Raw genomic sequence first — 23,841 nt, 5'->3', positions numbered from 1 at the left:
GCTCTCCTCGGCGGACCAGCTCCGCCACGACGTGCCGGCCGGTGTTCCCGGTGGCACCCGTAACCAATGTCGTCACGTCGAACCCCTTTCGTCCCGTCCGACGCTAGGAGCTCAACCGGGCTTGAGGTCAAGGACCCCCGCCTGCACCGGCCGGCGGGGGTCCTGTCCACGCTCAGGGACGACCAGAGGACTGCTAGGGGCAGCTCAGGCGGGTGTCGCCCGGGTCGGTCGTGCAGGTGTCGGTGCCGGGGCCGCCGTTGGCGGTGTCGTTGCCGGGGCCGGCGTGGACGGTGTCGTTGCCGTAGCCGGGCCTGATGGTGTCGTTGCCGCTGAGCCCGCAGATGACGTCGGTCAAGTAGCCCCCGGTCAGGGTGTCCGCGCCGCTGGTGCCGATGATCGTGCAGCCGCGCGCGTTGTTGACCGTGGTCGCCGTCGCGGTGTTGTTGCCGGGCGCCGGGTCGGTTTGCGCGGCGTTGGCCGTGGCCCGGTCGGTCAGGGCGCCCGTGGCCCGGGGTTCGGCGACCAGCGTCACCGTCGCCTGGGCGCCGGGGGCGAGGGAGCCCAGCGCGCAGTTCGCGCTGGTGGCGGTGACGGTGCAGGAGCCCTGTTGGCGGTGCCGCCGACGGCGACGATCTTGCCGTCGGGCTGCAGGGCGACGGCCACGCCCTCGTCGTTGCCGAAGTCGAAGTCGGTGGTGACGATGCCGTCACCGCCACCGAAACCCGTGTCGGGGCTGCCATCGGTGTTGTAGCGCACCAGCGCGAAGTCGGTGGAGGTCTCTTCGAAGTTGGCCCTGCCGACGGTGACGATCTTGCCGTCCGGCTGTACGGCCATGCCCCCGGTGGTCTCGTATCCGGTCACGTCCGTGATGACCTTGCCGTCGCCGCCGAACGTGGGATCCAGGTCGCCTGGGGCGGCCGTGGCCACGCCGGGCAGGCTCAGTACGAGCGCCAGCCCGGCGGCGGTCACCGCGCCGATGCGCCCGGCCCGGCGCCGTGGGAGTACAGGGGCATGTGGGAACACTCCATCCGTCGGTGCTGGGCCCCACCACCTTTCGGGAACGCCGGCCCTGCCGGCTCACGGCGGGGCCGGGGGCTGCGCCCCCTGGACTCCCGGGTTCCACCCCCAGGGGTGACGGCCCGTCCGCCCGACGCGGTCGCGGTCCCGGTCAGTAGCCGATCGTGAAGCGGCGTTGGACGAAGCGCGGCAGCTCCGCCTCGTCGACGAGGGCGACGGCGGCGTCCTCCATCGAGATCCGGCTGCGCCCTTCGGCGTCGAGGACCGGCTGGTCACCGCCGATCCGGAACCGGCCCGTACGTTCACCGGGCGCGATGTCCTCCGCCGGGCTGAAGTAGGTCCACAGCCTGTTGGAGGTGCGCAGGACGTTCAGGGCGTCCCGGTGGCCGCGCACCGCGGCGGCGTACTCCCTCGGCAGGCCGATCGCGTCGAGCGTCTCGTACAGGAGTTCGTCGGAGTCGGCCCGTACGACTCCGGGCGCGATCTCGAGGCTGCCGGCGCCGCCGATGACGATGAGCCGGGTCCGCGGGTGGCTCGCCAGCGCCTTCAAGAGTGCGCGCGCGGCGGTGGCGTACACGGTGGGATCGGCGATCGAGCGGGCCACCGTGTCGGCGATGTCCCTGGCGGCGTTTCCGGGCTGAAATCCGCTGATCAGCACGTCGAGGCCGGGTATGACGGCGGCGATGGAGGCGGCGTCGAGGACGTCGACGCTCTTCCAGACCACATGGGCCCGGTCCTCCTCGATCCGGGTGGCGTCGCGGCTGAAGGCCGTGACGTGGTGCCCTCGGTCAAGGGCCTCCGTGACGACGCGACTTCCGATGCCGCCGGCGGCCCCGATGACTCCGATGTGCATGGCTCTCCCCCTTGATGGCTGCTCATACCGCGCCGCGGAACTTCACGGCACGCAGAGACTATACGCCGTGCAGTTTTGATACGGCCCCAAATTTAGTGACGCTGTAGAGTGCGGAGCCATGGGAACCGTGGGAAGCACCAAGGGGCGCCGGGAGCGGCTGCGGGCCGAGACGACCGCCGAAATCAAGAAGGTCGCGCTGGAGTTGATGGCCTCGGGCGGGCCCGACGCGATCACGCTGCGGGCGATCGCACGTGAGATGGGCATGACGGCCAACGCCATCTACGGCTACTTCGCCACCCGTGACGACCTGGTCACCACGCTGATCGACAACGTCTACACCTCGCTGGCCGACACCGTGGACGCCGCCTGGGACGCCGCCCCCGCGCAGGACCCGGCCGCCCGGATCCAGGCATGGGCCCGCGCGTTCAGGAACTGGGCGCTGGCCAACGCCGAGGGATTCCGCCTCATCTACGGTGACCCCGTGCCCGGCTACCGACCTCCCGAGGGCGGCGCCGCCCCGGACGCCGCCCACCGCGTATGCACCGGCATCACCGCACTCGCGTCCGCCGCCTGGCCGTACGCCGAACCCCGCTACGCGGACGGCGACTTCGACTGGTCCGACTTCGACCCCGGCCTGCTGGACAAGGTCCGCCCGGCCTTCCCCGACCTGCCACCGGCCGCCGTGGCCCTTGCCCTGCGCATGTGGAGCCACCTGCACGGCCTGGTGTCACTGGAGATCTACGGCCACCTGCGCTCCCAGACCCCCAACCCGGAAAAGCTCTTCCGCGAGGAACTGACCCAGCTCATCCGCTCCTTGGGCATCCCTCCACAGAGCCGAACCACCCCGCGGTGACACGGCCGCACGGTCAGCCGGTGCGGCGGCGGGTCAGGGCGAGCCCGCCGAGGGCCGTCCCGATCAGGCCCACCAGCAGGGCCACGTACGCCCCGCCGAGACCGTTCCCGGTGCCGAGGCCGCCCTCTGCCGTGGCAGCGACGACCCCGCCGAGGACCATCCCGATCGGCCCGGCCACCACGGCCGCGACCGCCCCGCCGCGCCTGAAGCGGTTGCCGATGCGGCCGGCGGAGCGGGCCAGGGCCATCCCGCCGAGGACCACGGCGGTCAGCCCCAGCAGCCCGCCCACGATGGACCCGAGTCGCCCGGCACTCATGGTGTAGACACTGGCGGCGGCCGGCTGGACCGAGACGATCGCCGCCGCGGGCTCGGCAAGTACCGATCGAACTGACATGGGTGCTCCTTCTGCGACTTCCACGACTTCCACGACTTCCACAACTGGACTTCGCCCCGAGCATGTCCGCCGACCCCACCCCTGGTCGTCCCTCAGACGCAGTCACTTCGGGCTGCCGCAGGCGCGGCAGGAACCGCGGAAGTACTGCGTGCGTGGTAGTCGGCCGCTCATCCGCCGGTGGGACGCCCCCGCGCCGGCAACGGGCTAGTTTTACGGGCATGATCAAAAGGCGGTTCGTGGTTCCGGCCGGTGTCAGGGACTGGGCGGTCGCCGTCGGCGTGGCGGCGGCGCTGCTGGTCACCGGGCTGTCCGGGCAGCACTCCACCTCGAACCTCGACCTGCTCGGCTACGCGCTGCTGACGGTCGGCGGCCTGGCGCTGGCGGCCGGCCGGCGGGCGCCGGTCGCCGTGCTGGTCGTCACCGGGCTGTGCGCGGTCGGCTACCAGGCGGCGGGTTTCGACGTGGCCGCCGTCGCCTACCTGTTCGCGGTGTACGCGGCCATGCGGGCGGGGCACCGCATCGTCACGGTGGCGACGAGCGTGGCCGTGCTCGCCGCCCTCCCCCTCGCGGCCCTGGCCTCGGGCCTGCACGACACGGGCGAGGCGTTCGCGCAGGCCCGCGGCGCCCTGGAGATCGCCTGGCTGATCGCCGCCGGCGCGGCGGGGGAAGCCCTGCGGCAGGCCGAGCGGCGGGCGGACGAAGCCGAGCGGACCCGGGAGGAGACCGCGCGGCGCCGCGCCGACGAGGAGCGGCTGCGCATCGCGCGGGAGCTGCACGATTCGCTCACCCACCAGATCTCGATCATCAAGGTGCAGGCCGAGGTCGCGGTCCACGTGGCCCGCAAGCGGGGTGAACGGGTACCGGATTCCCTCCTGGCGATCCAGGGGGCCGGTCGTGAGGCGACCCGGGAGCTGCGCGCGACCCTGGAGGCGCTCCGCGACGACGACAACACGTCCCCGCCGCGTGGCCTCGACGAGGTCCCGGAACTGGTGGAACAGACCCGTGGCATCGGCCTGGACGCGCGGCTGACCATCGAGGGACCGCGACAGGACATACCGGCCGCGGTGGGCCGGACCGTCTACCGGGTCGTCCAGGAGGCGCTCACCAACGTCGCCCGGCACGCGGATGCCGGCACGGCGTCGGTCCGTATCGACTGCCGTCCGGACGCCGTGACCGTACGCGTCGACGACGACGGCAAGGCCACCCCGGACACCACCCCCGACACCGCCCCGGTACCCGGCGTCGGGCTGCTCGGGATGCGCGAACGCGTCACCGCCCTCGGAGGACGACTGCGGGCCGAACCCCGCAGCGAGGGCGGCTTCACCGTGCTGGCCGAACTCCCCGTGGAGCGAACCTCGTGATCCGTGTCCTGCTGGTCGACGACCAGCCGCTCATCCGCAGCGGGTTCCGCGCGTTCCTCGACCTCGAAGACGACATCGAGGTGGTGGCCGAGGCCGCCAACGGCAGCGAGGGCGTGGAGCTGGCCAGGATCCACCTGCCCGACATCGCGCTCATCGACATCCAGATGCCGGTCGTCGACGGCATCGAGGCCACCAGGCGCATCGCCGCGGACCCGACCCTGGCCGGGGTGCACGTCGTCATACTGACCAACTACGGCCTGGACGAGTACGTCTTCGACGCGCTGCGCGCCGGCGCGGCCGGTTTCCTCGTCAAGGACATCGTGCCGGAGGACTTCCTGCACGCCGTACGCGTCGCGGCGCGCGGCGACGCGCTCCTCGCCCCCTCGATCACCCGCAAGCTGATCAACCGGTACGTCACCCAGCCGCCCCCCACCTCCGCCGGCGCGGGCCTGGAGGAGCTGACCGGCCGCGAGCGCGAGGCCGTCGTCCTGGTCGCGCAGGGCCTGTCCAACGACGAGATCGCGGACCGCATGGTGATCAGCCCGCTGACCGCGAAGACCCACGTCAACCGGGCCATGACCAAACTTCACGCCCGCGACCGCGCCCAACTCGTGGTCCTCGCCTACGAGTCCGGCCTGGTCACCCCGCGCACCGCCTGACCGGCGTGCCGGCTCCGCCTCACCCGGCTTCGGGTGGAAAGCGGCGTACCACCTCGATGGTGAGGTTGTCGTGGATCGTGAAGTAGGGCGACGCGGCCAGCTCCGTGCCACTCGCCGCGTCCTTGGCCACGACCCGGGCTCGCCGCGCCGTGCGGTCCAGCTCCGGCGCGTGCTTGCGGCCCAGCCGTGCCCGGCGGGCCACGCCGTCGGCCCGTATGTCCAGGAACGCGTCCCAGGTGCCCGGCGTGATCGGCCCTCCCCCGTCCACCGCGGCCAGGTTCATCTCCGCACGGAAGCCGGCCATGCCCAAGCCCTCCCCCAGGTCCGGCGAGGCGACCGGCGTGGCCACGGCCGCATGCTCCCGGCCGCTCTCCCGTTCCCGCAGCACGAGTTCGTGCACCAGCCGCTGCGTTCCCAGGGACTCCACGTACGCGTGGCCCGTCAGCCCGACTCTGCCGCCCTTCCACGTCATCGACGCGAGTTGGTGCTGCGCCCGGAGCTTCGCCGTGACGTCGAACAGGACGTCCGGCAGGCCCGCGACCGGATCACGGAACAGCGGGTAGCACCGGTACACCCTGCCGTTGTCGGCCAGGTCCTTCGGCGGCTCCTTCGCCGGGTCGTACTCCATCAGTTGCTCGAAGGCTCCCGGCAGGCAGCTGACGAACGCGTACAGCCGGATCCAGTCGATCCGTGACAGCTCCTGCCCCATGTCCGGTGTCCAGTACGCCTGGACGAGGGCCCGGCCCCGGGCGTAGACCTCCGCGGTGAACGCCGGGTGCTCGTGGCGGGCGTTCACCGCCGGACGCAGCGCCGTGCGGATCAGGCTGCGGAAGTGGCGGCCCATCATCCGGCGGCGCCCGACGGGGTCCTGCACCCGCTCGGCCACGAGCGCCATGACGCGCTCGATGTGCTGCACGGTTTCGTTCGCCGACCGGCTGCGGGACGTGAGGTTCTGCCCGTCCTCTCGGAGGCGCAGAAAGTAGCAGTCGTAGTCGCCGACCACGGAGATCTTGCGCGCGGCCAGGTAGACGGCGGTGACGAAGACCTGGTCCTCGCCGTACCAGAGGTCGTCCGGGTAGCGGAGGCGCTCGTCCTCGATGATCGCGCGCCGGACGAGCTTGGCGCTGTGCAGCGACCGGTAGACCTCCGAGGTGTAGAGATCCGCCTCCCGCGCGTGCTGGTAGGCCTTGTCGGCAACGTTCCGTCCGAGGCCCACCTGCCGGGCCAGCACGACATCGCCGCCGTGTGTGTCGGCCATCCGCAGCAGACGCTCCAGGGCTTCCGGGCCGAGGTAGTCGTCGGCGTCCAGGACGAAGACGTACCGGCCCCGGGCCAGGTCGAGAGCTCTGTTGCGCGGGCCACCCGGGCCGCCGGAGTTCGCCTGGTGAATCACGTTGATCTGCGGGTGGAGGGCGGCGAACCGGTCCAGCTCCGCGCCACTGCCGTCCGTCGACCCGTCGTCGACCGCGATGACCTCGAGCCGGGCGATGCCCAGCGTCTGGCCCACGACCGAGTCCAGACACTCGGTCAGGTAAGGCATCCCGTTGCAGACAGCGATGATCACGGATATGTCGGGTACACGTTCGCGGAGCATGAGGAAGATTATGAACTCCGCTCCAACCGGACCACTCGGCTGACGCCCGACCCGGCCTTCACCTGCACCTATCCCACGCGGCCACGGGATCGGCGCGCTGCTGACGGCCCGCGCGGTCGGCGCGGCGCGGGAGCGCGGGCTGCATCCGGTGCTCGACGTCGGCGCGTCCGACACCGCCGCGGCGGCCCTGTACGAGCGGCTGGGGTGGGAACTGCCGGGCACCGTCGATCAGCGGTGGAGCCCCGAGCGGAGGGTGACCATCCGCTGCTACGCGGCGCCCGCCTGACCCCGTATCGGTGTCCGAGTGGCGATCTCCAAGATCATGACGGGGTGGCGCCGGCCTAGGGTGCCCGACTGTCTACAGGTGCGAGCAGTGGGGAGTCACGGCGGTGTGGGATCCGGATGCGACGGAGGTCCTGCCGGAAGCAGCCCTCCGTCCCCCCGCCGCCGACGCGGGCCCCGAGCGCGACCCCGAGCGCACCCGCACCGACCGGCCCGGCCGACTACCGGGTCACCCTGCGGACGGCCGATGTCGCGCAGGGCGGCACGGACAATGATGTCCAGGGACGGCTCACCGACGAGGCCGGCCGCACCTCCGCGTGGACGGTGCTGGACACGCGCGACCACAACGACTTCGAAGCCGGGGTCAGCGACACCTACGTGATCGCCGTTCCGGCCGGCTTCGGCCGCCCGGCCTCCTTCCAACTGTGGAAGGGCGGCAAGGACGCCTTGGCCGTCGAGGCCGACATACGCCTCACCGGTCCCGCGGGGTACGCGGCGGTCTGGCGCTCGGCCGGCGGCCCGTCCCGGCTCTGGATCACCGGCGGCGAGCCCGCCCCGGCCGACGGCGCCCCGGTGTTCACCGCGTACAGCCCGGACGGGACACTCTCCCGGAGCTCGCCGTGACGTCGCCCCGTCGTCGCCCGGTCCCCGCTCACGAACCCAGGTGGGAGCCTGCATGATGCCCTTCCGGATCCGCCCCGGCCGAGTGACCGCCCTCCTCCTCTCGACCGTGCTCGTCGCCGGCGGGCTGACCGGCTGTTCGTTGCTGTCCCCCTTCACCACCTGCGAGGGGACCGAAGCCCTCATGCGGGAGCTGGAGTCGCTCCCGCTCCTCGCCTCGCCCCCGCCCGGCGCGACGCCCCCCACGAAGAGTGACGCCGTCTTCTCCGAGTGCGCGGACGACAGCGGCGACGCCTATCTGACGGCCGGTCGCACCTACGTGTACGCCGGAACCCGCCAGGAGGTTCTCGACCATTACGGCAAGGCCGCGGAGGCCGACGGCTGGCGGTACGAGCCCAACCCACTGCCGGCAATGCGGCAGTTCGATTCGTGCTTCACGAAGGGCGGGGACGGCGAGGCGAAGGAGCTCTGGGTCTCCTTCGTCACAGCGGATCGGCTCACGGAGTTCTACGGGCCGGACGCCGTCCTGGAGTTCACCACCGGCGCCGGTTTCGAGATAACGGTCGGCGCGGACGTCGAGGGGACCAGGACCAGCTGCTGGGGCCCCTGACCACCACGCGCCCCACCCGTCACTCCCACGGCACGTCCGGCGCCCGGTGGTAGGTGATGTCCTGCGCGTCCAGGAAGGGCCCTTGCGCCGCCAGGCGTTGGCGGTACGCGTCCCAGTCCAGGGAGCCGGCCGGCGACCAGCCCAGTTCCGCCAGGCTCAGGAGCCGGGGGAAGGCCATGAACTCCCAGTCGGCGCGCGTCGCGATGGTCTCCGTCCACAGCGGGGCCTCCACGCCCAGGACCGCGGATTCCGGCACGCCGGACAGGTAGGCGCCCGGGTTCCAGGAGTACGAGCGCCGCACCGGGACGAGGCCCGCCCAGGCCAGGCCGGGCTTCGTGCTCTGGTCGTACTTCATGTCCAGGTAGAGCCGGTCCGCCGGGGACAGGATCAGCCGGTGGCCCGCCTCGGCCGCCGCCGCCACCCTGGTCTTCTCCGTCGCCGAGGTGCGGTCGTGGCCCCAGTACTGGAGCACCGCGCCCGGCGCCGGACGGGCCGCCGACAGCTGGTGCCAGGCCACCACCGTCTTGCCGTGGCGGGCCACGACCGCCTGGGCGCGGTCCATGAAGGCCGCGTAGTCGGCCTCCGGGGTGGAGTGGGCCTCGTCGCCGCCGATGTGCAGGTAGCGGCCCGGGGTGAGTTCCGCGAGCTCGCCGAGGACCTGGTCGATGAACTCGTACGTCCGCTCCTTGCCGACGCACAGCGAGCTGAAGCCGACCTTGACGCCGGTGTAGCGGGCGGGGGCCTTCCCGTCGCAGTTGAGTTCGGCGTAGGAGGCGAGCGCCGCGTTCACGTGGCCCGGCATGTCGATCTCCGGGACCAGCTCGATGTAGCGGTCCCCCGCGTAGGCGACGAGCTCCCGGTACTCGTCCTTCGTCCAGTGGCCGCCGGGCCCGCCGCCGACCTCGCTGCCGCCCCCGTACTCCGCAAGCCGCGGCCAGGAGTCGATCGCGAGACGCCAGCCCTGGTCGTCGGTCAGGTGCACGTGCAGGGTGTTGACCTTGTACCGGGCGAGCTGGTCCACGTACCTCTTGACCTGCTCCACCGTGAAGAAGTGGCGGGCGATGTCGACCATCGCGCCCCGGTACGCGAACCGGGGCGCGTCGGTGATCTCCCCGCCCGGCACGGTCCCCGGGCCGGCCACCGGCAGCAGCTGCCGCAGCGTCTGGCCCGCGTGGAAGAGCCCCGCGGGAGTGCGGGCGGTGAGGGTGACCCCGTCCGGGCGGGACTCCAGCCGGTAGCCCTCCTCGCCCACTCCCTCCGCGTCCTCGTCGATCCGCAGCCGGATCCCGTCGCCCTGCGCCCGTTCGACCACCGGCAGCGGCAGCCCGGTGGGGCGGCGCAGCTCCTCCGCGAGGAGCTCGCCGACCCGGCGGACCTCCTCGTCCGCGCCCCGGGACGTACGGACGACCGTGCCCGGGCCGACGGCATACCCGGGGCCTTGGGCGCGCGCGGAGACCGGCGCGGGCAGGAGCCGTTCGAAGGGGGTCGGGGCGGCCCGGCGCTCGCCGCGCGGTCTGGCGTCGTCGCCGTGGGCGGCGGTGCAGGAGGCGGAGCCCCCGAGGACGCCGAGGGCGAGGAGGGTTCCGAGTGCGCGTCGCAGTCGCAGGACTCTCATGGACCCAGGTATAGGCCAATTGGCCCGTCCAGGTGAGTGGGAGAATCATCGGATGGCGGAAATCATCCAGAAGGACGGCACTTGGACCTTCGACGGGGACGCGGTGCGCATCGTGCCGGGACGCGACAAGGGGGTCTCGCTGCTGCGGCAGACCCTCGGCGAGGTGCTCGTACCGCTCCGCGCGCTCGCGGGGATCTCGTACGAACCCGGCCGCAAGGCGGGCCGGCTGCGGCTGCGGCTGCGTGACGGCGCGGACCCGCTGCTCCAGGTGACGGGCGGGCGGCTGCCGGAGGCCTCGGACCCGTACCGGCTGACCGTGGAGGCGGACCGCAGCGGGGTCGCGGAGTATTTCGTGGACGAGGTGCGCAACGCCCTGCTGCTGGAGCAGGTGGACCCGGGCCCGACGGCCGCGTACCTGCTGCCGGGGCCCTCGGTGCCGATCACGGTGGGCGCGGGCGACGGGACGGCGGCCTTCGACGGCGACCGGGTGGCATTGGAGTGGAACTGGACGACGGAGGAGGCCAAGCGCTCCGGCGGGCCGCGCGACTTCCGAGTCGCCGATCTGCGGTCGGTGGAGTGGTCCCCGTCGAAGGGCCTGGAGAACGGCTGGCTGCGCTTCACCCTGGCGGGCGCCCCGCAGGCTCCGGCGCCCAAGTACGACCCGCACACGGTCGAGCTCTTCGGCTTCAAGAAGGACCCGCTGATGGCCCTGGTCGCGGCGGCCGTGGCGGTACGGATGCCCCACCCGGCCGCGCCGCGGGACACCCCGCCGCAGGACACCCCACCGGCGGCGGCCACGGCGATCACGGCGGCCGCGGCGGTCGAACCGCGCAAGGCCCTCGACCAGGAGGCGGCGGCCCCGGCCGAGGACCACGACGCCTTGCTGCGGCGGCTGCGCGAGCTGGGCGAACTGCACCAGGCGGGCGTTCTGACCGCCGAGGAGTTCACGGCGGCCAAGCAGGCCGTTCTGCGTCGTTTCTAGCCGATTTACATCCGGAAGAACGCATTCCCTGGTCCAGACCAGCGAGATCCTGCCCGTTTTCGGGCAGGATCTTTGCGTTCGACGCTTGAAGCCGCCAGTATCTACGGGTGCTCGATCGCCGCCCGTCGCATGACGACCTCGTCGAACACCTGGTGCGCAGCACCTCGCTCCAGCGAGGCGAGGCCGCCCGGGTGGTACTCGACGTGCTCGCCTATTTCGACGAGACGACCGAGGAGTTCGTCCGCCGCCGCCACCGGGAGCTACAGGCCGGCGGAGCGGTGAACGCGGAGATCTTCGAGCGGATCGCGGCCGAGCTGCCGCACCGCGCCGTGGCGCCTCCGGAGCTCTCGCTCCGGCAGCTGCGCCGCATCGTCTACGGCTGAGCCGCCGCCGCATCAGCGGCCGCGAACGAGCATCGGGAACCGAACTTCAGGAGGGGCTAAACCGTATGTGCGGAATCGTCGGTTACATCGGCAAGCGTGACGTGGCACCGCTGCTGCTCGAAGGCCTGCAGCGACTGGAATACCGCGGATACGACTCCGCGGGCATCGTCGTGAACAGCCCGAAGGCCGCCGCCCTCAAGGTGGTCAAGGCCAAGGGTCGGGTCCGCGAGCTGGAGTCCCGCGTCCCCAAGCGCTTCGCCGGCACCACCGGCATCGCCCACACCCGCTGGGCCACGCACGGCGCCCCGAGCGACATCAACTCGCACCCGCACCTCGACGCCGAGAACAAGGTCGCCGTCGTCCACAACGGCATCGTCGACAACGCCTCCGAGCTGCGCGCGAAGCTGGAGGCCGAGGGCGTCGTCTTCGTCTCGGAGACCGACACCGAGGTCATCGTCCACCTCATCGCCCGCTCCGCGGCCGACTCCCTGGAGGAGAAGGTCCGCGAGGCCGTCAAGGCGATCGAGGGCACCTACGGCATCGCCGTCATGCACGCCGACTTCGCCGACCGCATCGTCGTCGCCCGCAACGGCTCCCCGGTGGTCCTGGGCATAGGCGAGAAGGAGATGTTCGTCGCCTCGGACGTCGCCGCGCTGGTCGCCCACACCCGCCAGATCGTCACCCTCGACGACGGCGAGATGGCCACCCTCAAGGCCGACGACTTCCGCACCTACACCACCAGTGGCGCCTCCACCACCGCCACCCCGGAGACCGTGGAGTGGGAGGCCGCCTCGTACGACATGGGCGGTCACGACACCTACATGCACAAGGAGATCTCCGAGCAGCCCGACGCGGTCGACCGCGTGCTGCGCGGCCGGATCGACGACCGCTTCAACACCGTCCACCTGGGCGGCCTGAACCTGGACCCGCGCGAGGCGCGCGGCATCCGCCGGGTCAAGATCCTGGGCTGCGGCACCTCGTACCACGCGGGCCTCATCGGCGCCGGCCTCATCGAGGGCATGGCCCGCATCCCCGCGGACGCCGAGCCGGCCTCCGAGTTCCGCTACCGCAACCCGGTCGTGGACCCCGACACCCTGTACATCGCCGTCTCCCAGTCCGGTGAGACGTACGACGTGCTCGCGGCCGTCCAGGAGCTCAAGCGCAAGGGCGCCCGCGTCCTCGGCGTGGTCAACGTGGTCGGCTCGGCCATCGCCCGCGAGGCCGACGGCGGCGTGTACGTGCACGCCGGCCCCGAGGTCTGCGTCGTGTCCACCAAGTGCTTCACCAACACGGTCGTGGCCTTCGCGCTGCTCGCCGTGCACCTGGGCCGCATCCGGGACCTGTCGGTCACCGACGGCAAGCGGATCATCGAGGGCCTGCGCAAGCTGCCCGCGCAGATCCAGGAGATCCTCGAAGGCGAAGAGGACATCAAGAAGCTGGCGGCCGAGTTCGCCGAGGCCAAGTCGATGATGTTCATCGGCCGGGTCCGCGGCTACCCGGTGGCGCTGGAGGCCTCCCTGAAGCTCAAGGAGATCTCCTACATCCACGCCGAGGCCTACCCGGCCTCCGAGCTCAAGCACGGCCCGCTGGCCCTGATCGAGCCCTCGCTGCCGACGGTCGCGATCGTCCCGGACGACGACCTGCTGGAGAAGAACCGCGCGGCGCTGGAGGAGATCAAGGCCCGCAGCGGCCGGATCCTCGCGGTCGCCCACCGCGAGCAGGAGAAGGCGGACCACACCATCGTCGTCCCGAAGAACGAGGACGAGCTGGACCCGATCCTGATGGGCATCCCGCTCCAGCTGCTGGCGTACCACACGGCCCTGGCCATGGGCCGCGACATCGACAAGCCGCGCAACCTGGCGAAGTCCGTCACGGTCGAGTAGTCGCTGCGGCGAGAACACACGAGAGAACCCCCGTGCGCACCGCGCACGGGGGTTCTCGCATCCGGCTTCGTTCAGCTCGCGGCGACCGCGCCCCTCCTGGACTTGCCGACGGCCATCGGCCAGTTCGCCAGGGCCGCCGTGGCCCCGTACCAGGCCAGCAGGCCGGAGACGGCGGCGACCCAGCCGCCGGCCTTGGCGAGCCCGCCGTTGTCCGCGAAGGCGGCTATCGCCAGCAGGACGAGGGACAGGGTCAGCAGGCCGTAGACGCCCTGGCTGAACAGCCCGCTCGCGGCGGCGACCGTGAGGGTCAGCGCGAGCAGTGCGAAGAGGACAAGAAACGTTCCGGCGGCTTCACCGGAGGCCGCGGCACCCGCGCCCTTGGCCCAGGTGAACCAGAAGATTCCGAGGCCCGCGAACGCGGTGCCATTCGATCCGTTGCCGCCGCGGTACTCCAGGAGTCCGAGGAGGAACAGGGCGACGCCGCCGACGTACATCGCGAGCGACACGGAACTGGCAGCGGTGACACCGTCGATGACGCCGGTGTGGCCGATACCGAATGCGAGAAGGGTGAGACCCAGGGCGATGTTCCCGAGGGTCGAAGTCGAGGCCGTGCTTCCCGCAGAGACACCATTGTCCACGGCGGGCTCCCTTCGATCTGCAGTTGTTTGCTGCGTCCCAGCAGCACTTATCTACCCTTTACACGGGTGCACAACCGCACAATCGGCTTAACAACCGGTCACGGAATGACAACGACCGGTCGCTGTGCGCGTTTGGCCAGCCGGCCGGCCACGGAACCGAAGATCCGGCCCACGATCCCGTGGGTGGAACCCACCACGATGGCGTCGGCCGAATACTCCCGGCCGACCTCCTCCAGTTCATGGCAGATGTCACCACCGCGCTCGACCAGGATCCACGGCACTTCGGCCAGATAGTCCGCGCAGGCGAGCTCCAGCCCGAGCACCTCGGTGCGGTGGTCCGGAACGTCGACGAAGACCGGGGGCTCGCAACCGGCCCACACGGTGGTGGGCAGCCGGTTGGCGACATGGACGATGATCAGACCGGATCCGGAGCGGCGGGCCATGCCGATCGCATAGGCCAGGGCCCGCTCACTGGAAGTGGATCCGTCGAATCCCACAACGACCCCGTGCCGGAAGGCCGGGTCGCAGGCAAGGCGCGGCTGTTCCGCCGGGCGCAGATCGGCGGCCGACTCGGGGTCGGCGAGCCGCTTGCGCTTGCGGTCCGCGGGTTCGGAGAATTCGTGACCGGCCATGGGTGTCTCGGCGAAGAGGTCCTTGGAGGAAGCAACAGGGGAAATTGGCGACGCTGGGTGACGGAGCTCTGTCCGGGAAGCATCTTCCCAAGCCCATACCCACCAGGGTACGGCGACACTCCTGTCCTGCACAGGGCTTGCCGCCCTTGGAGAGCGTCCCAGGGAGCATGCCGGAGCGAGCGCTCCTTGGCAATGGCCGCTGTCCCCTACAGCCAGTGACGAGGTCGGGTCCGCGCCACCCGTGCGCGCAGTGACCGAGGCCCGCCGCGCGGCGTTGGTCATGCGTCCGACCTTCAGGTAAGAGCCCGCAGGGAGTACGCCGTGCCCGGCCGTCCGGTCCACCCCGTCCAACCCGTCCAGCCCGCTCAGCCGACCCAGTCCGTCCCGTCCGCCCGCCCGTCCGCCCGCCAGTCCGCCCGCCCGTCCCTTCACTCGTCCGTGCACCCCGCCGGACGGCACCACGACGACCCGGCGGGTGACGTCGTGCGCTGGGCCGCCTTCAGCTGCCTGCTCGTCCCCGTGGTCCTCGTCGTCTACGGAACCTCCTTCGGCGGGGCCGCGGTCGCGACCCTCGGCCTGCTCGCCGTCACGGCCGCCTGCCGGGTGCTGCTGCGCCACTCGGAGAAGACGCAGCGGGCCGCGGCCAGGGTGCTGTCGGAGGAGCATCTTCCGCCCGCTCGCCGTCGCCGGCACTCGCGCGGAGGGGCCGGTGGCCGCCGCGGCTGCCACGCTTCCGAGTCCCCGAACCCGCAGGACTGACTGATTCGCACACCCACACCCGCATGTTTTCAGCCAACTTCCCGGCAGAGTGGCCCCCTTGCCGGAATGTCCCCCCAACCCCCCTACCACCAGGGACGACAGAGCCGGAGGGGCGTCACGACCCCATGGGTACTGGCCACGAGCGGACGGAACCCTTCCCTCGCCGGTAGCGGAGCGGAACGGTTCCTGATCGAATGCTTTTCGCCAAGTTGAGAAGTCGACATAGCGCTGCGTGCTGAACTTGTCACGCCGACACCACGGGACGCAGTAGATTCGATCATGTATTTACGGCGGGGGATCCACGTGCGAGGCCGAGGGGAAACGTGCAGGTGCGACCAGACCAAGGAGTCGCGACACCCAAGGGGGGCTTAGCGCCATGAGCCAGGATTCCACCGCAGTCGTCGCTGACGCGGGCCGGAAGCTCGCGGGGCGTCGCCGCAGGGAGATCGTCGCGGTGCTGCTGTTCAGCGGCGGGCCGATCTTCGAGAGCTCCATTCCACTTTCCGTGTTCGGCATTGACCGGCAGGACGCGGGAGTTCCACGCTATCGACTGCTCGTGTGCGCCGGGGAGGACGGTCCGCTGCGGACCACCGGCGGACTCGAACTGACCGCGCCATACGGGTTGGAGGCGATCGCCCGGGCAGGCACGGTCGTCGTGCCCGCGTGGCGTTCCATCACTTCACCACCGCCTCCGGAGGCGCTCGACGCACTGCGTCTGGCGCACGAGGAGGGAGCCCGGATCGTCGGACTGTGCACGGGGGCCTTCGTGCTCGCCGCCGCCGGTCTGCTGGACGGCCGGCCCGCGACGACGCACTGGATGTACGCGCCGACGCTGGCCAAGCGCTACCCGTCCGTCCACGTCGATCCGCGCGAGCTGTTCGTCGACGACGGCGACGTGCTCACGTCCGCGGGCACCGCGGCCGGAATCGATCTGTGCCTGCACATCGTGCGCTCGGACCACGGCAGCGAGGCGGCCGGGGCTCTGGCCCGCCGACTCGTCGTACCGCCGCGCCGCACCGGTGGCCAGGAGCGCTACCTCGACCGGTCGCTGCCGGAGGAGATCGGCGCCGACCCGCTGGCCGAGGTCGTCGCCTGGGCGCTGGAGCACCTCCACGAGCAGTTCGACGTGGAGACCCTGGCGGCCCGCGCCTACATGAGCAGGCGCACCTTCGACCGCCGGTTCCGCTCGCTGACCGGCAGCGCGCCGCTGCAGTGGCTGATCACCCAGCGGGTGCTCCAGGCACAGCGGCTGCTGGAGACCTCCGACTACTCGGTCGACGAGGTCGCCGGGCGCTGCGGGTTCCGCTCGCCGGTCGCCCTGCGCGGTCACTTCCGCCGGCAGCTGGGGTCCTCCCCGGCCGCCTACCGCTCGGCCTACCGGGCACGCCGGCCGCAGGCCGACGTGGCACAGGTGTCCGACCTCCAGTCGGCTCCGGTGCCCCACCAGCGCACCCCGCAGCCCCAGCGGGCCGCGGCGGCGCTGGCCGCTACCGGCCCGACGGTGACGGAGCTCTACGCTCCGGGTCGGGTCCTGCGGGAGCACGCGTAACCCTCACAACGGGTACGGCATGTGGAGGTCCCTCACCGGTCACCCCCGGTGGGGGACCTTCCGCGTCCGCAGCGCGTCCGTTCCGCGCCGTTCCCCGTTCCGCATATGCGGTCCGGCCCCGGGCGACCGCATAAGGTGGGACACATGAACGATCGCATGGTGTGGATCGACTGCGAGATGACCGGGCTCTCGTTGACGGACGACGCACTTATCGAGGTGGCCGCACTGGTCACCGACTCGGAGCTCAACGTGCTCGGCGAAGGCGTGGACATCGTGATCCGCCCGCCGGACGCGGCCCTGGAGACCATGCCCGACGTGGTGCGCGAGATGCACACCTCGTCCGGACTGCTCGAGGAGCTGGCCGGCGGGACCACCCTCGCGGACGCCGAGGCGCAGGTCCTGGCCTACGTACGGGAGCACGTGAAGGAACCCCGCAAGGCGCCGCTCTGCGGAAACACGGTCGGCACCGACCGCGGCTTCCTGCTGCGCGACATGCCCGCGCTGGAGAGCCACCTGCACTACCGGATCGTGGACGTGTCCTCGATCAAGGAGCTGGCGCGCCGCTGGTACCCGCGGGCGTACTTCAACAGCCCGCCGAAGAACGGCAACCACCGGGCGCTCGCGGACATCAAGGAGTCCATCGCCGAGCTGCGCTACTACCGGGAGGCGGTCTTCGTGCCGCAGCCCGGGCCCGACACGGACACCGCGCGGACCATCGCCGCCAAGCACGTGGTGCCCGCCGAATAGCGGTCCCGGAGCGGGCGCGGGGAAAGGGGGGAGCGAGCACCCTCCCGGACCCTGTACCCTTTTCTTCGGCCGGTCGGTTCTCCGACCGGACATGGTGGGTGTAGCTCAGTTGGTAGAGCACCTGGTTGTGGTCCAGGTGGCCGCGGGTTCAAGTCCCGTCACTCACCCTGCGGGAAGGCCCCGGTTCGCGGAAGCGGACCGGGGCCTTCTGCGTTCTCAGGAGGATTCGCGGACCACCAGCCGGTTCGGCAGCACGACGCACGTCTCACCTGTCTCACCCTTCTCCCTCGCCTCACCCGTCTCCCCCGCCTCGCCGCCGCCGATCCGCTCCAGCAGCATCCGCGCCATCGTCCGGCCCATCTCCTCGATCGGCTGCCGGACGCTGGTCAGCGGCGGGTCCATGTGCCGGGCCACCACCGAGTCGTCGAAGCCGACGAGCGCCACGTCCTGCGGGATCCGGCGCCCGGCCGCGCGCAGCTCGCGGCGGGCGCCGGCCGCCATGACGTCCGAGGAGGCGAAGACCGCGTCCAGCGCGGGACGGCGGTCCAGCAGCTCGCGCATGGCCCGGCGGCCGCCGTCCTCGGTGAAGTCGCCGATCGCGATCAGCCCCTCGTCGACGGGGTGTCCGGCGGCCGCCAGGGCCTGCCGGTAGCCGTCGAGGCGGCACTGGGCCCCGTACACGTCCAGCGGGCCGGTGATGGTGGCTATCGCGCGCCGGCCCCGGTCGAGGAGGTGGCGTACGGCCTCGGCGGCGCCCGCCAGGTTGTCGGAGTCCACGCAGGGCAGCGGCTCGTCGGCGGAGCGGCGGCCGCTGATCACCGTCGGGATGCCGAGCTCGGCCAGCATCTCCGGCAGCGGGTCGCCCGCGTGGACGGAGACGAGAAGCACCCCGTCGACGCGGTGCCCGGTCAGGTACTGGGCGAGGCGACGCCGCTCGCGGTCGCCGCCCGCGAGGGTGAGGACGAGTTGGACGTCGGTCTCGGCGAGGGCGGCGCCGACCCCGCGGACCACGTCGGAGAAGTACGGCTCGGCGAAGAAGCGCGACTCGGGCTCGGGGATCACGAGCGCAATGGCGTCCGTCCGGTTGGCGGCGAGCGCCCTGGCCGCGCGGTTGGGCACGTACCCGAGCTCGGCGACGGCCCGCTCGACGGCGGCCCTGGTCTGCTCGCTGACCTTGGAGGAGCCGTTGACGACCCGGGAGACCGTACCGCGACCGACTCCGGCCCGCGCCGCGACCTCCTCGAGGGTCGGCCGTCCCCCACCGCGCGCATGCCCGTTCATGGCTTCCTCCCGGATGCGAATCTACCTCTTGACGGCCGTGGGAGCGCTCCCACATTGTGACACGCGACACCCGGCACGTTCCCGTCCTTCAGGGAGGACCCAGATGCGAGCCCGAAGAAGCCTTGTCACCACGGCCGGTCTGCTCGGCGCGACGGCCCTGCTGCTCGCCGGATGCGCAGAGGATCCCGCCGACAAGTCCGGCCCGAGCGCCCCGGCGGCCGGCGACGGCAAGGCCAAGACCACCCTCACCGTCGGGGTCTTCGGGGCCTTCGGCCTCAAGGAGGCCGGGCTCTACGACGAGTACATGGCGCAGAATCCCGGGATCCGCATCGAGCAGACCTCCATCGAGCGGAACGAGAACTACTACCCCCAGCTCCTCACCCACCTCGGTACGGGCAGCGGGCTCGCCGACATCCAGGCCGTCGAGGTCAACAACATCGCGGAGATCACCGCCACCCAGGCCGACAAGCTGGTCGACCTGGCCAAGGCGCCGGGCGTGGACAAGGCCGCGTACCTGCCCTGGAAGTGGGCGCAGGGCACGGCGAGCGCGGCCAAGGGCGGGGCCACGGTCGGTCTGGGCACCGACATCGGACCGCAGGGCATCTGCTACCGCAAGGACCTCTTCGAGGCGGCCGGGCTGCCCACGGACCGGGCGGCGGTCGGCGCGCTGTGGGCGGGTGACTGGAACAAGTACCTGGAGGCCGGCAAGGCCTACAAGGCGAAGGCCGGCGACGGGAAGGCCTTCGTGGACTCCGCCTCGGGCGTGATGGCGGCGGTGACCGGCAGCAGCGCGCAGCGGTTCTACGACGACCAGGGCAAGGTCGTCTACAAGACCAACCCGGCGGTGCGGGGGGCCTTCGACCTGGCCGCCTCCTTCGCCACCGAGGGGCTGAGCGCGAAGCTCCAGCAGTTCACCCCGACCTGGGACCAGGGCTTCGCCAACGGCTCGTTCGCCACCGTCTCCTGCCCGGCCTGGATGCTCGGCTACATCCAGGACAAGGCGGGTCCGGCGGGCAAGGACAAGTGGGACGTGGCGCAGGCTCCGAAGCCGAGCAACTGGGGCGGGTCCTTCCTGGTGGTACCGAAGGCGGGCAAGCACGCCGAGGAGGCCGCGAAGCTGGCGGCCTGGCTGACGGCCCCGGCGCAGCAGGCGAAGCTGTTCGAGAAGCGGGGCAGTTTCCCGAGCGCGAGCGCCACGTACAAGCTGGCGGCGGTGTCGGGCGCCAAGCACGAGTACTTCGGCGGGGCCCCGATCGGCGAGATCTTCGCGAAGGCGGCGGAGGGCGTGCCGGTGGCGGTGGTCGGCCCCAAGGACCTGGTGATCGCACAGAACCTGGCGGACATCGGGATGCTCCAGGTCGACCAGAAGGGGCGCAGCCCGCAGGAGGGCTGGGAGTCCGCGGTGAAGGCCATCGACAACGCGCTCGACCGGTGAGCGGACCGGTTGCCTGGCCGGCGGCACAGGCGAGGAAACGGCCCCTGGCGCGCCCCGGGGCCCGGGCGGTAGCGCCGCCCGAAACCCTGCCCGGGGCGCGGCCCAAGGCCCGGACCGGGGCTCGGCCGGAAGTGCGGCCCATGGCGCGGCCCGGGGTGCAGTGCCCGGCGGCTGGGTTCTCTGGAACAGCCGCGCGCTGCGGGGCGGTGTGCCGGTGAGCGACGAGACCGCCCTGCATGCCCCTTCCGCCTCCCGCCCCGCAGGGAAGGCGGAGGGGGGCGGCCGGGGCCGGCGGAGCCAGGCGTGGCGTTCGCGCCGCTACCGGTGGGACCTGCGCTGGAGCCCGTACGCCTTCGTGGCGCCCTTCTTCCTCTTCTTCGCCGCCTTCGGGCTGTTCCCGCTGCTGTACACGGGCTGGGCGGCGCTGCACCAGGTGGAGCTGACCGATCCGGACTCCATGACGTGGGTGGGCCTGAAGAACTTCACCCGCCTGTGGGACGACGAGTTCTTCTGGAACGCGCTGCGCAACACCGTCACCATCGGGCTGCTGTCCACCGTGCCGCAGCTGGCGATCGCGCTAGGCCTGGCCCACCTGCTCAACTACAAGCTGCGGGGCTCGGCCTTCTTCCGGGTCGCGGTGCTCACCCCGTACGCGACCTCGGTGGCGGCGGCCACGCTGGTCTTCGTCCTGCTCTTCGGCCGCGACCACGGCATGGTCAACTGGGCCTTGTCGGCGGTCGGGTTCGACGCGGTGGACTGGCAGAACGGCACCTTCGCCTCGCAGTTGGCGGTCTCCACCATCGTGATCTGGCGGTGGACCGGCTACAACGCGCTGATCTACCTGGCGGCCATGCAGGCCGTGCCGGGCGAGCTGTACGAATCGGCGGCCCTGGACGGCGCCTCGCGGTGGCAGCAGTTCCGCCACGTGACCGTGCCCTCCCTCCGGCCGACGATCTTCTTCACCTGCGTGGTGTCGACGATCGGGGCGACCCAGCTCTTCGGCGAGCCGCTGCTGTTCAACGGTGGGTCGGGTGCGACGGGCGGCTCGGACCACCAGTTCCAGACCCTCGGGCTGTACCTGTACGAGCAGGGCTGGGTGAACCTGCACCTCGGGCGGGCCTCGGCGATCGCCTGGGCGATGTTCCTGATCCTGCTGGTCGTCGCCGGCGCGGCGCGGCTGCTGCGCGGACGGGAGGCTTCCCGATGAGGTCACTGCGCGCGGGCAGGTTCACGTACCTGGTGCTCGCCCTCTTCACGGCGGGCTCCCTCTTTCCCCTCCTGTGGACGGCGATCGCGGCCTCCCGGAGCAATACGCGCCTCGCGCAGACCCCGCCGCCGTTCTGGTTCGGCGGGAACCTGGGGCGCAACCTCCAGGTCGCCTGGACCGACGCGAACATGGGCACGGCCCTGCTCAACACGGTGGTCGTGGCGGGCACGGTGGCGGTCGGGACGGTGCTCTTCTCCACCCTGGCCGGCTTCGCCTTCGCCAAGCTCCGCTTCCGGGGCCGCCGGCTGCTGATGTCCCTCGTCGTGGGGACGATGCTGATCCCGCCGCAGCTGAGCGTGGTCCCGCTGTACATGCTGATCGCCGAGCTGTCGTGGACGGACCGGCTCCAGGCGGTGATCCTGCCGACCCTGGTCTCCGCCTTCGGGGTCTTCTTCATGCGGCAGTACCTGGCCCAGGCGCTGCCGTCGGAGCTGGTGGAGGCGGCGCGCACGGACGGGGCGAGTTCGCTGCGGGTCGTGTGGCACGTGGTGTTCCCGGCGGCCCGGCCGGCGATGGCGGTGCTGGCCATGCTGACCTTCGTCATGGCCTGGAACGACTTCTTCTGGCCGATCGTCGCGCTGACCCAGAACGGCAGCCCGACGGTGCAGGTGGCCCTGACCGGTTTGGGCCGGGGTTACATCCCCGACCAGTCGGTGATCATGGCGGGCGCGCTGCTGGGCACGCTCCCGCTGCTGCTGGTGTTCCTCGTCTTCGGCCGCCAGATCGTCGGCGGCATCATGCAGGGAGCGGTCAAGGGATGACAGACATTCGTTTCCCGGAGGGATTCCTCTGGGGCACCGCCACGGCGGCCTTCCAGATCGAGGGCGCGGCCGGCCTGCGCGGGCCGTCCATCTGGGACACCTTCTGCGATACGCCGGGCAAGGTGTACGGCGGCCACACCGGCGAGGTGGCCGTGGACCACCACCGGCTGTGGCGGGACGACGTCCGGATGATGGCCGAACTGGGGCTGGGCGCCTACCGGTTCTCGGTGTCCTGGCCGCGGGTGCTGGCCGGCGGGATCGGCTTCTACGACGCGCTCGTCGACGAGCTGCTCTCGTACGGGATCAAGCCCTGCGTGACCCTGTACCACTGGGACCTCCCGCAGGAGCTGGAGGGCGCGGGGGGCTGGCCCGAGCGGGAGACGGCGTACGCCTTCGCCGAGTACGCCTCCCTGGTCTCGGCGGCGCTGGCCGACCGGGTGGAGCTGTGGACCACCCTCAACGAGCCCTGGTGCAGCGCGTTCCTCGGCTACGCCTCCGGGGTCCACGCCCCCGGGCGCACCTCGCCCGGGGACTCGCTGCGCGCCGCGCACCACCTCAACCTGGCGCACGGCCTCGCGGCCGCGGTGCTGCCCGCCTCGGCGCGGACGGGCATCGCGCTGAACCTCAGCGCGGTACGGCCGCTGACCGGCTCGGCGGCCGACCAGGACGCCGGGCGCCGCATCGACGCCCTGGCGAACCGGATCTTCACCGGCCCGCTGCTGCACGGGGCCTACCCGCAGGACCTCCTCGCGGACACGGCCGCCCTGACGGACTGGTCCTTCGTACGCCCCGGCGACGAGGCGCTGATCCACCAGCCGCTCGGCTTCCTGGGCGTGAACTACTACACGCCGGCGGTGGTCTCGGCGGCCCCCGAGGGCGCGCCCGGCCCCCGCGACGACGGCCACGGCGGCGGGGAGCACTCCCCCTGGCCGGCCGCGGACGGGGTGGCCTTCCACCAACCCCCGGGCGAGCGCACCGAGATGGGCTGGTCGATCGACCCCACGGGGCTGTACGACCTCCTCACGCACTGCGCCCGCGAAGCCCCCGGCCTACCGCTCCTGGTCACCGAGAACGGCGCGGCGTACGGCCCGGACGTGCACGACCCGGCCCGCATCGACTATCTGGAGTCCCACCTCGCCGAGGTCCACCGCGCCCTGGTGGACGGCGCCCCGGTGGAGGGCTACTTCCTGTGGTCGCTGATGGACAACTTCGAATGGTCCTACGGCTACAGCAAGCGCTTCGGCATCGTCCACGTCGACTACGAGACCCAGACGCGTACGCCCCGCTCCAGCGCGCACTGGTACGCGAAGGTGGCCCGGAGCGGCGCTGTCACGAGGACTGCAGCCCCGCCATGGCCTTCGCCAGCTCCTCGGGCCTCATGACCGGAGCGACCTCGATCTCGGCGTGGTAGTCACGGAACAGTTCCCACGTCAGCGACGGCATCATCGTGCTGTCCTGCAGGTCGAAGACGATCCAGCAGGACCGCACGCCCTCGTGCAGCCCGAAGTAGGCCGATTCCGGCTTGACCGTGTCCATCATCTTCTTCACCGCCTGGGGCAGGGCGCCGGTCGCGATGCCCTCATTGGTGGCGGCCGTGTCGAAGTGGGCCCTGAGCATGACTCTCATGCGTGACTCCTCTCGTCACGCCCACCCTGGGCGGACCCG

At 71.6% G+C, this 23,841-nt stretch carries 25 protein-coding genes, 1 tRNA gene and 1 pseudogene; 17 read left to right on the top strand and 10 right to left on the bottom strand.

The window, feature by feature from the left end; genetic code table 11:
• Window positions 1-193: 193 nt before the first annotated feature.
• The 3 genes from ACFV9H_RS29005 to ACFV9H_RS28995 all read right to left on the bottom strand — a co-directional run bounded on the left by ACFV9H_RS29005 (window position 194) and on the right by ACFV9H_RS28995 (window position 1,870).
• Window positions 194-565: a hypothetical protein gene (locus ACFV9H_RS29005; protein WP_385403820.1), complete on the bottom strand. Its 372-nt coding sequence runs from the start codon at window positions 563-565 to the stop codon at window positions 194-196.
• Window positions 529-969 carry a delta-60 repeat domain-containing protein gene (locus tag ACFV9H_RS29000; protein WP_385403815.1) on the bottom strand — a complete coding sequence of 147 codons (441 nt, stop codon included), beginning with the start codon at window positions 967-969 and terminating at the stop codon, window positions 529-531. The genes ACFV9H_RS29005 and ACFV9H_RS29000 overlap by 37 nt, the downstream gene beginning before the upstream one ends.
• A gap of 199 nt (window positions 970-1,168) precedes the next feature.
• Entirely contained in the window at window positions 1,169-1,870 is a 702-nt protein-coding gene (locus ACFV9H_RS28995; protein ID WP_385403812.1) for an NAD(P)-dependent oxidoreductase, read from the bottom strand.
• 118 nt (window positions 1,871-1,988) lie between these two features.
• Here ACFV9H_RS28995 and ACFV9H_RS28990 point away from each other — a divergent pair, with 118 nt between their 5' ends.
• Window positions 1,989-2,723: a TetR/AcrR family transcriptional regulator gene (locus tag ACFV9H_RS28990; protein ID WP_385403811.1), complete on the top strand. Its 735-nt coding sequence runs from the start codon at window positions 1,989-1,991 to the stop codon at window positions 2,721-2,723.
• 13 nt (window positions 2,724-2,736) lie between these two features.
• On the opposite strand, the gene ACFV9H_RS28985 is transcribed toward ACFV9H_RS28990, so the two are convergent.
• Window positions 2,737-3,117, bottom strand: a complete 381-nt coding sequence (locus ACFV9H_RS28985; RefSeq protein WP_385403808.1) for a DUF6223 family protein — start codon at window positions 3,115-3,117, stop codon at window positions 2,737-2,739.
• A gap of 218 nt (window positions 3,118-3,335) precedes the next feature.
• Here ACFV9H_RS28985 and ACFV9H_RS28980 point away from each other — a divergent pair, with 218 nt between their 5' ends.
• The gene (locus ACFV9H_RS28980; protein WP_385403805.1) at window positions 3,336-4,478 is read left to right on the top strand and encodes a sensor histidine kinase; all 1,143 of its coding nucleotides are present in this window, start codon (window positions 3,336-3,338) and stop codon (window positions 4,476-4,478) included.
• A complete protein-coding gene (locus tag ACFV9H_RS28975; RefSeq protein ID WP_385403802.1) occupies window positions 4,475-5,137 on the top strand; it encodes a response regulator in 663 nt (220 codons plus the stop codon). Before ACFV9H_RS28980 ends, ACFV9H_RS28975 begins: the two co-directional genes overlap by 4 nt.
• 19 nt (window positions 5,138-5,156) lie before the next feature.
• Here ACFV9H_RS28975 and ACFV9H_RS28970 read toward each other — a convergent pair whose 3' ends face one another.
• Window positions 5,157-6,731, bottom strand: coding sequence for a glycosyltransferase family 2 protein (locus tag ACFV9H_RS28970; RefSeq protein ID WP_385403799.1), 1,575 nt, complete (start codon window positions 6,729-6,731; stop codon window positions 5,157-5,159).
• A 64-nt stretch (window positions 6,732-6,795) separates the two neighbouring features.
• Here ACFV9H_RS28970 and ACFV9H_RS28965 point away from each other — a divergent pair.
• The 3 genes and pseudogenes from ACFV9H_RS28965 to ACFV9H_RS28955 form a co-directional block, all read left to right on the top strand.
• Window positions 6,796-7,017, top strand: a pseudogene (locus ACFV9H_RS28965) (GNAT family N-acetyltransferase); the annotation flags it as partial.
• 116 nt (window positions 7,018-7,133) lie between these two features.
• Window positions 7,134-7,637: a PLAT/LH2 domain-containing protein gene (locus tag ACFV9H_RS28960; protein ID WP_385403796.1), complete on the top strand. Its 504-nt coding sequence runs from the start codon at window positions 7,134-7,136 to the stop codon at window positions 7,635-7,637.
• A gap of 52 nt (window positions 7,638-7,689) precedes the next feature.
• On the top strand, window positions 7,690-8,244 hold the full coding sequence (locus ACFV9H_RS28955) for a hypothetical protein (protein ID WP_385403794.1): 555 nt from the start codon (window positions 7,690-7,692) through the stop codon (window positions 8,242-8,244).
• A 19-nt stretch (window positions 8,245-8,263) separates the two neighbouring features.
• Here the strand turns inward: ACFV9H_RS28955 and ACFV9H_RS28950 are convergent, their stop codons facing one another.
• A complete protein-coding gene (locus ACFV9H_RS28950) occupies window positions 8,264-9,859 on the bottom strand; it encodes a beta-N-acetylhexosaminidase (protein WP_385403791.1) in 1,596 nt (531 codons plus the stop codon).
• 52 nt (window positions 9,860-9,911) lie between these two features.
• On the opposite strand from ACFV9H_RS28950, the gene ACFV9H_RS28945 reads away from it, so the two are divergent.
• The 3 genes from ACFV9H_RS28945 to glmS all read left to right on the top strand — a co-directional run bounded on the left by ACFV9H_RS28945 (window position 9,912) and on the right by glmS (window position 13,107).
• Complete coding sequence (locus tag ACFV9H_RS28945; RefSeq protein ID WP_385403789.1) at window positions 9,912-10,841, top strand: DUF4429 domain-containing protein; 930 nt, start codon at window positions 9,912-9,914, stop codon at window positions 10,839-10,841.
• A gap of 107 nt (window positions 10,842-10,948) precedes the next feature.
• Complete coding sequence (locus tag ACFV9H_RS28940; protein ID WP_385403787.1) at window positions 10,949-11,224, top strand: hypothetical protein; 276 nt, start codon at window positions 10,949-10,951, stop codon at window positions 11,222-11,224.
• A gap of 65 nt (window positions 11,225-11,289) precedes the next feature.
• Entirely contained in the window at window positions 11,290-13,107 is a 1,818-nt protein-coding gene (gene glmS, locus ACFV9H_RS28935) for a glutamine--fructose-6-phosphate transaminase (isomerizing) (RefSeq protein WP_385403784.1), read from the top strand.
• A 71-nt stretch (window positions 13,108-13,178) separates the two neighbouring features.
• Here glmS and ACFV9H_RS28930 read toward each other — a convergent pair whose 3' ends face one another.
• On the bottom strand, window positions 13,179-13,745 hold the full coding sequence (locus tag ACFV9H_RS28930) for a GPR1/FUN34/YaaH family transporter (RefSeq protein ID WP_385403782.1): 567 nt from the start codon (window positions 13,743-13,745) through the stop codon (window positions 13,179-13,181).
• Window positions 13,746-13,843: 98 nt separating this feature from the next.
• On the bottom strand, window positions 13,844-14,377 hold the full coding sequence (locus ACFV9H_RS28925; protein WP_329385214.1) for a universal stress protein: 534 nt from the start codon (window positions 14,375-14,377) through the stop codon (window positions 13,844-13,846).
• Between the two features lie 438 nt (window positions 14,378-14,815).
• On the opposite strand from ACFV9H_RS28925, the gene ACFV9H_RS28920 reads away from it, so the two are divergent.
• From ACFV9H_RS28920 to ACFV9H_RS28905, 4 genes are all read left to right on the top strand, one after another.
• Entirely contained in the window at window positions 14,816-15,136 is a 321-nt protein-coding gene (locus tag ACFV9H_RS28920; protein WP_385403817.1) for a hypothetical protein, read from the top strand.
• A 376-nt stretch (window positions 15,137-15,512) separates the two neighbouring features.
• Window positions 15,513-16,685 (top strand): helix-turn-helix domain-containing protein, encoded by a 1,173-nt coding sequence (locus ACFV9H_RS28915; RefSeq protein WP_385403780.1) that lies wholly within the window; start codon window positions 15,513-15,515, stop codon window positions 16,683-16,685.
• Between the two features lie 144 nt (window positions 16,686-16,829).
• A complete protein-coding gene (gene orn, locus ACFV9H_RS28910; RefSeq protein ID WP_385403777.1) occupies window positions 16,830-17,432 on the top strand; it encodes an oligoribonuclease in 603 nt (200 codons plus the stop codon).
• 94 nt (window positions 17,433-17,526) lie between these two features.
• Window positions 17,527-17,599, top strand: a tRNA-His gene (locus tag ACFV9H_RS28905).
• 49 nt (window positions 17,600-17,648) lie between these two features.
• Here the strand turns inward: ACFV9H_RS28905 and ACFV9H_RS28900 are convergent.
• Complete coding sequence (locus ACFV9H_RS28900; protein WP_385403774.1) at window positions 17,649-18,713, bottom strand: LacI family DNA-binding transcriptional regulator; 1,065 nt, start codon at window positions 18,711-18,713, stop codon at window positions 17,649-17,651.
• A 103-nt stretch (window positions 18,714-18,816) separates the two neighbouring features.
• Between ACFV9H_RS28900 and ACFV9H_RS28895 the strand changes: the two genes are divergently transcribed.
• The 4 genes from ACFV9H_RS28895 to ACFV9H_RS28880 all read left to right on the top strand — a co-directional run bounded on the left by ACFV9H_RS28895 (window position 18,817) and on the right by ACFV9H_RS28880 (window position 23,558).
• Window positions 18,817-20,148, top strand: a complete 1,332-nt coding sequence (locus tag ACFV9H_RS28895; protein WP_385403771.1) for an ABC transporter substrate-binding protein — start codon at window positions 18,817-18,819, stop codon at window positions 20,146-20,148.
• A gap of 214 nt (window positions 20,149-20,362) precedes the next feature.
• Window positions 20,363-21,355, top strand: a complete 993-nt coding sequence (locus ACFV9H_RS28890; protein WP_385403768.1) for a carbohydrate ABC transporter permease — start codon at window positions 20,363-20,365, stop codon at window positions 21,353-21,355.
• Window positions 21,352-22,176 (top strand): carbohydrate ABC transporter permease, encoded by an 825-nt coding sequence (locus tag ACFV9H_RS28885; RefSeq protein WP_385403766.1) that lies wholly within the window; start codon window positions 21,352-21,354, stop codon window positions 22,174-22,176. Before ACFV9H_RS28890 ends, ACFV9H_RS28885 begins: the two co-directional genes overlap by 4 nt.
• Window positions 22,173-23,558: a GH1 family beta-glucosidase gene (locus tag ACFV9H_RS28880; RefSeq protein ID WP_385403763.1), complete on the top strand. Its 1,386-nt coding sequence runs from the start codon at window positions 22,173-22,175 to the stop codon at window positions 23,556-23,558. Before ACFV9H_RS28885 ends, ACFV9H_RS28880 begins: the two co-directional genes overlap by 4 nt.
• Here ACFV9H_RS28880 and ACFV9H_RS28875 read toward each other — a convergent pair.
• A complete protein-coding gene (locus ACFV9H_RS28875; protein ID WP_385403761.1) occupies window positions 23,506-23,802 on the bottom strand; it encodes a DUF3303 family protein in 297 nt (98 codons plus the stop codon). The genes ACFV9H_RS28880 and ACFV9H_RS28875 overlap by 53 nt on opposite strands.
• Window positions 23,803-23,841 lie beyond the last annotated feature (39 nt).

Origin of the sequence: Streptomyces sp. NPDC059874, assembly GCF_042731135.1 — a bacterium.
Classification (GTDB): Bacteria; Actinomycetota; Actinomycetes; order Streptomycetales; family Streptomycetaceae; genus Streptomyces.
The sequence above is the reverse complement of the archived record's forward strand: the minus strand, read 5'-3'. Positions and strand labels throughout refer to the sequence as shown.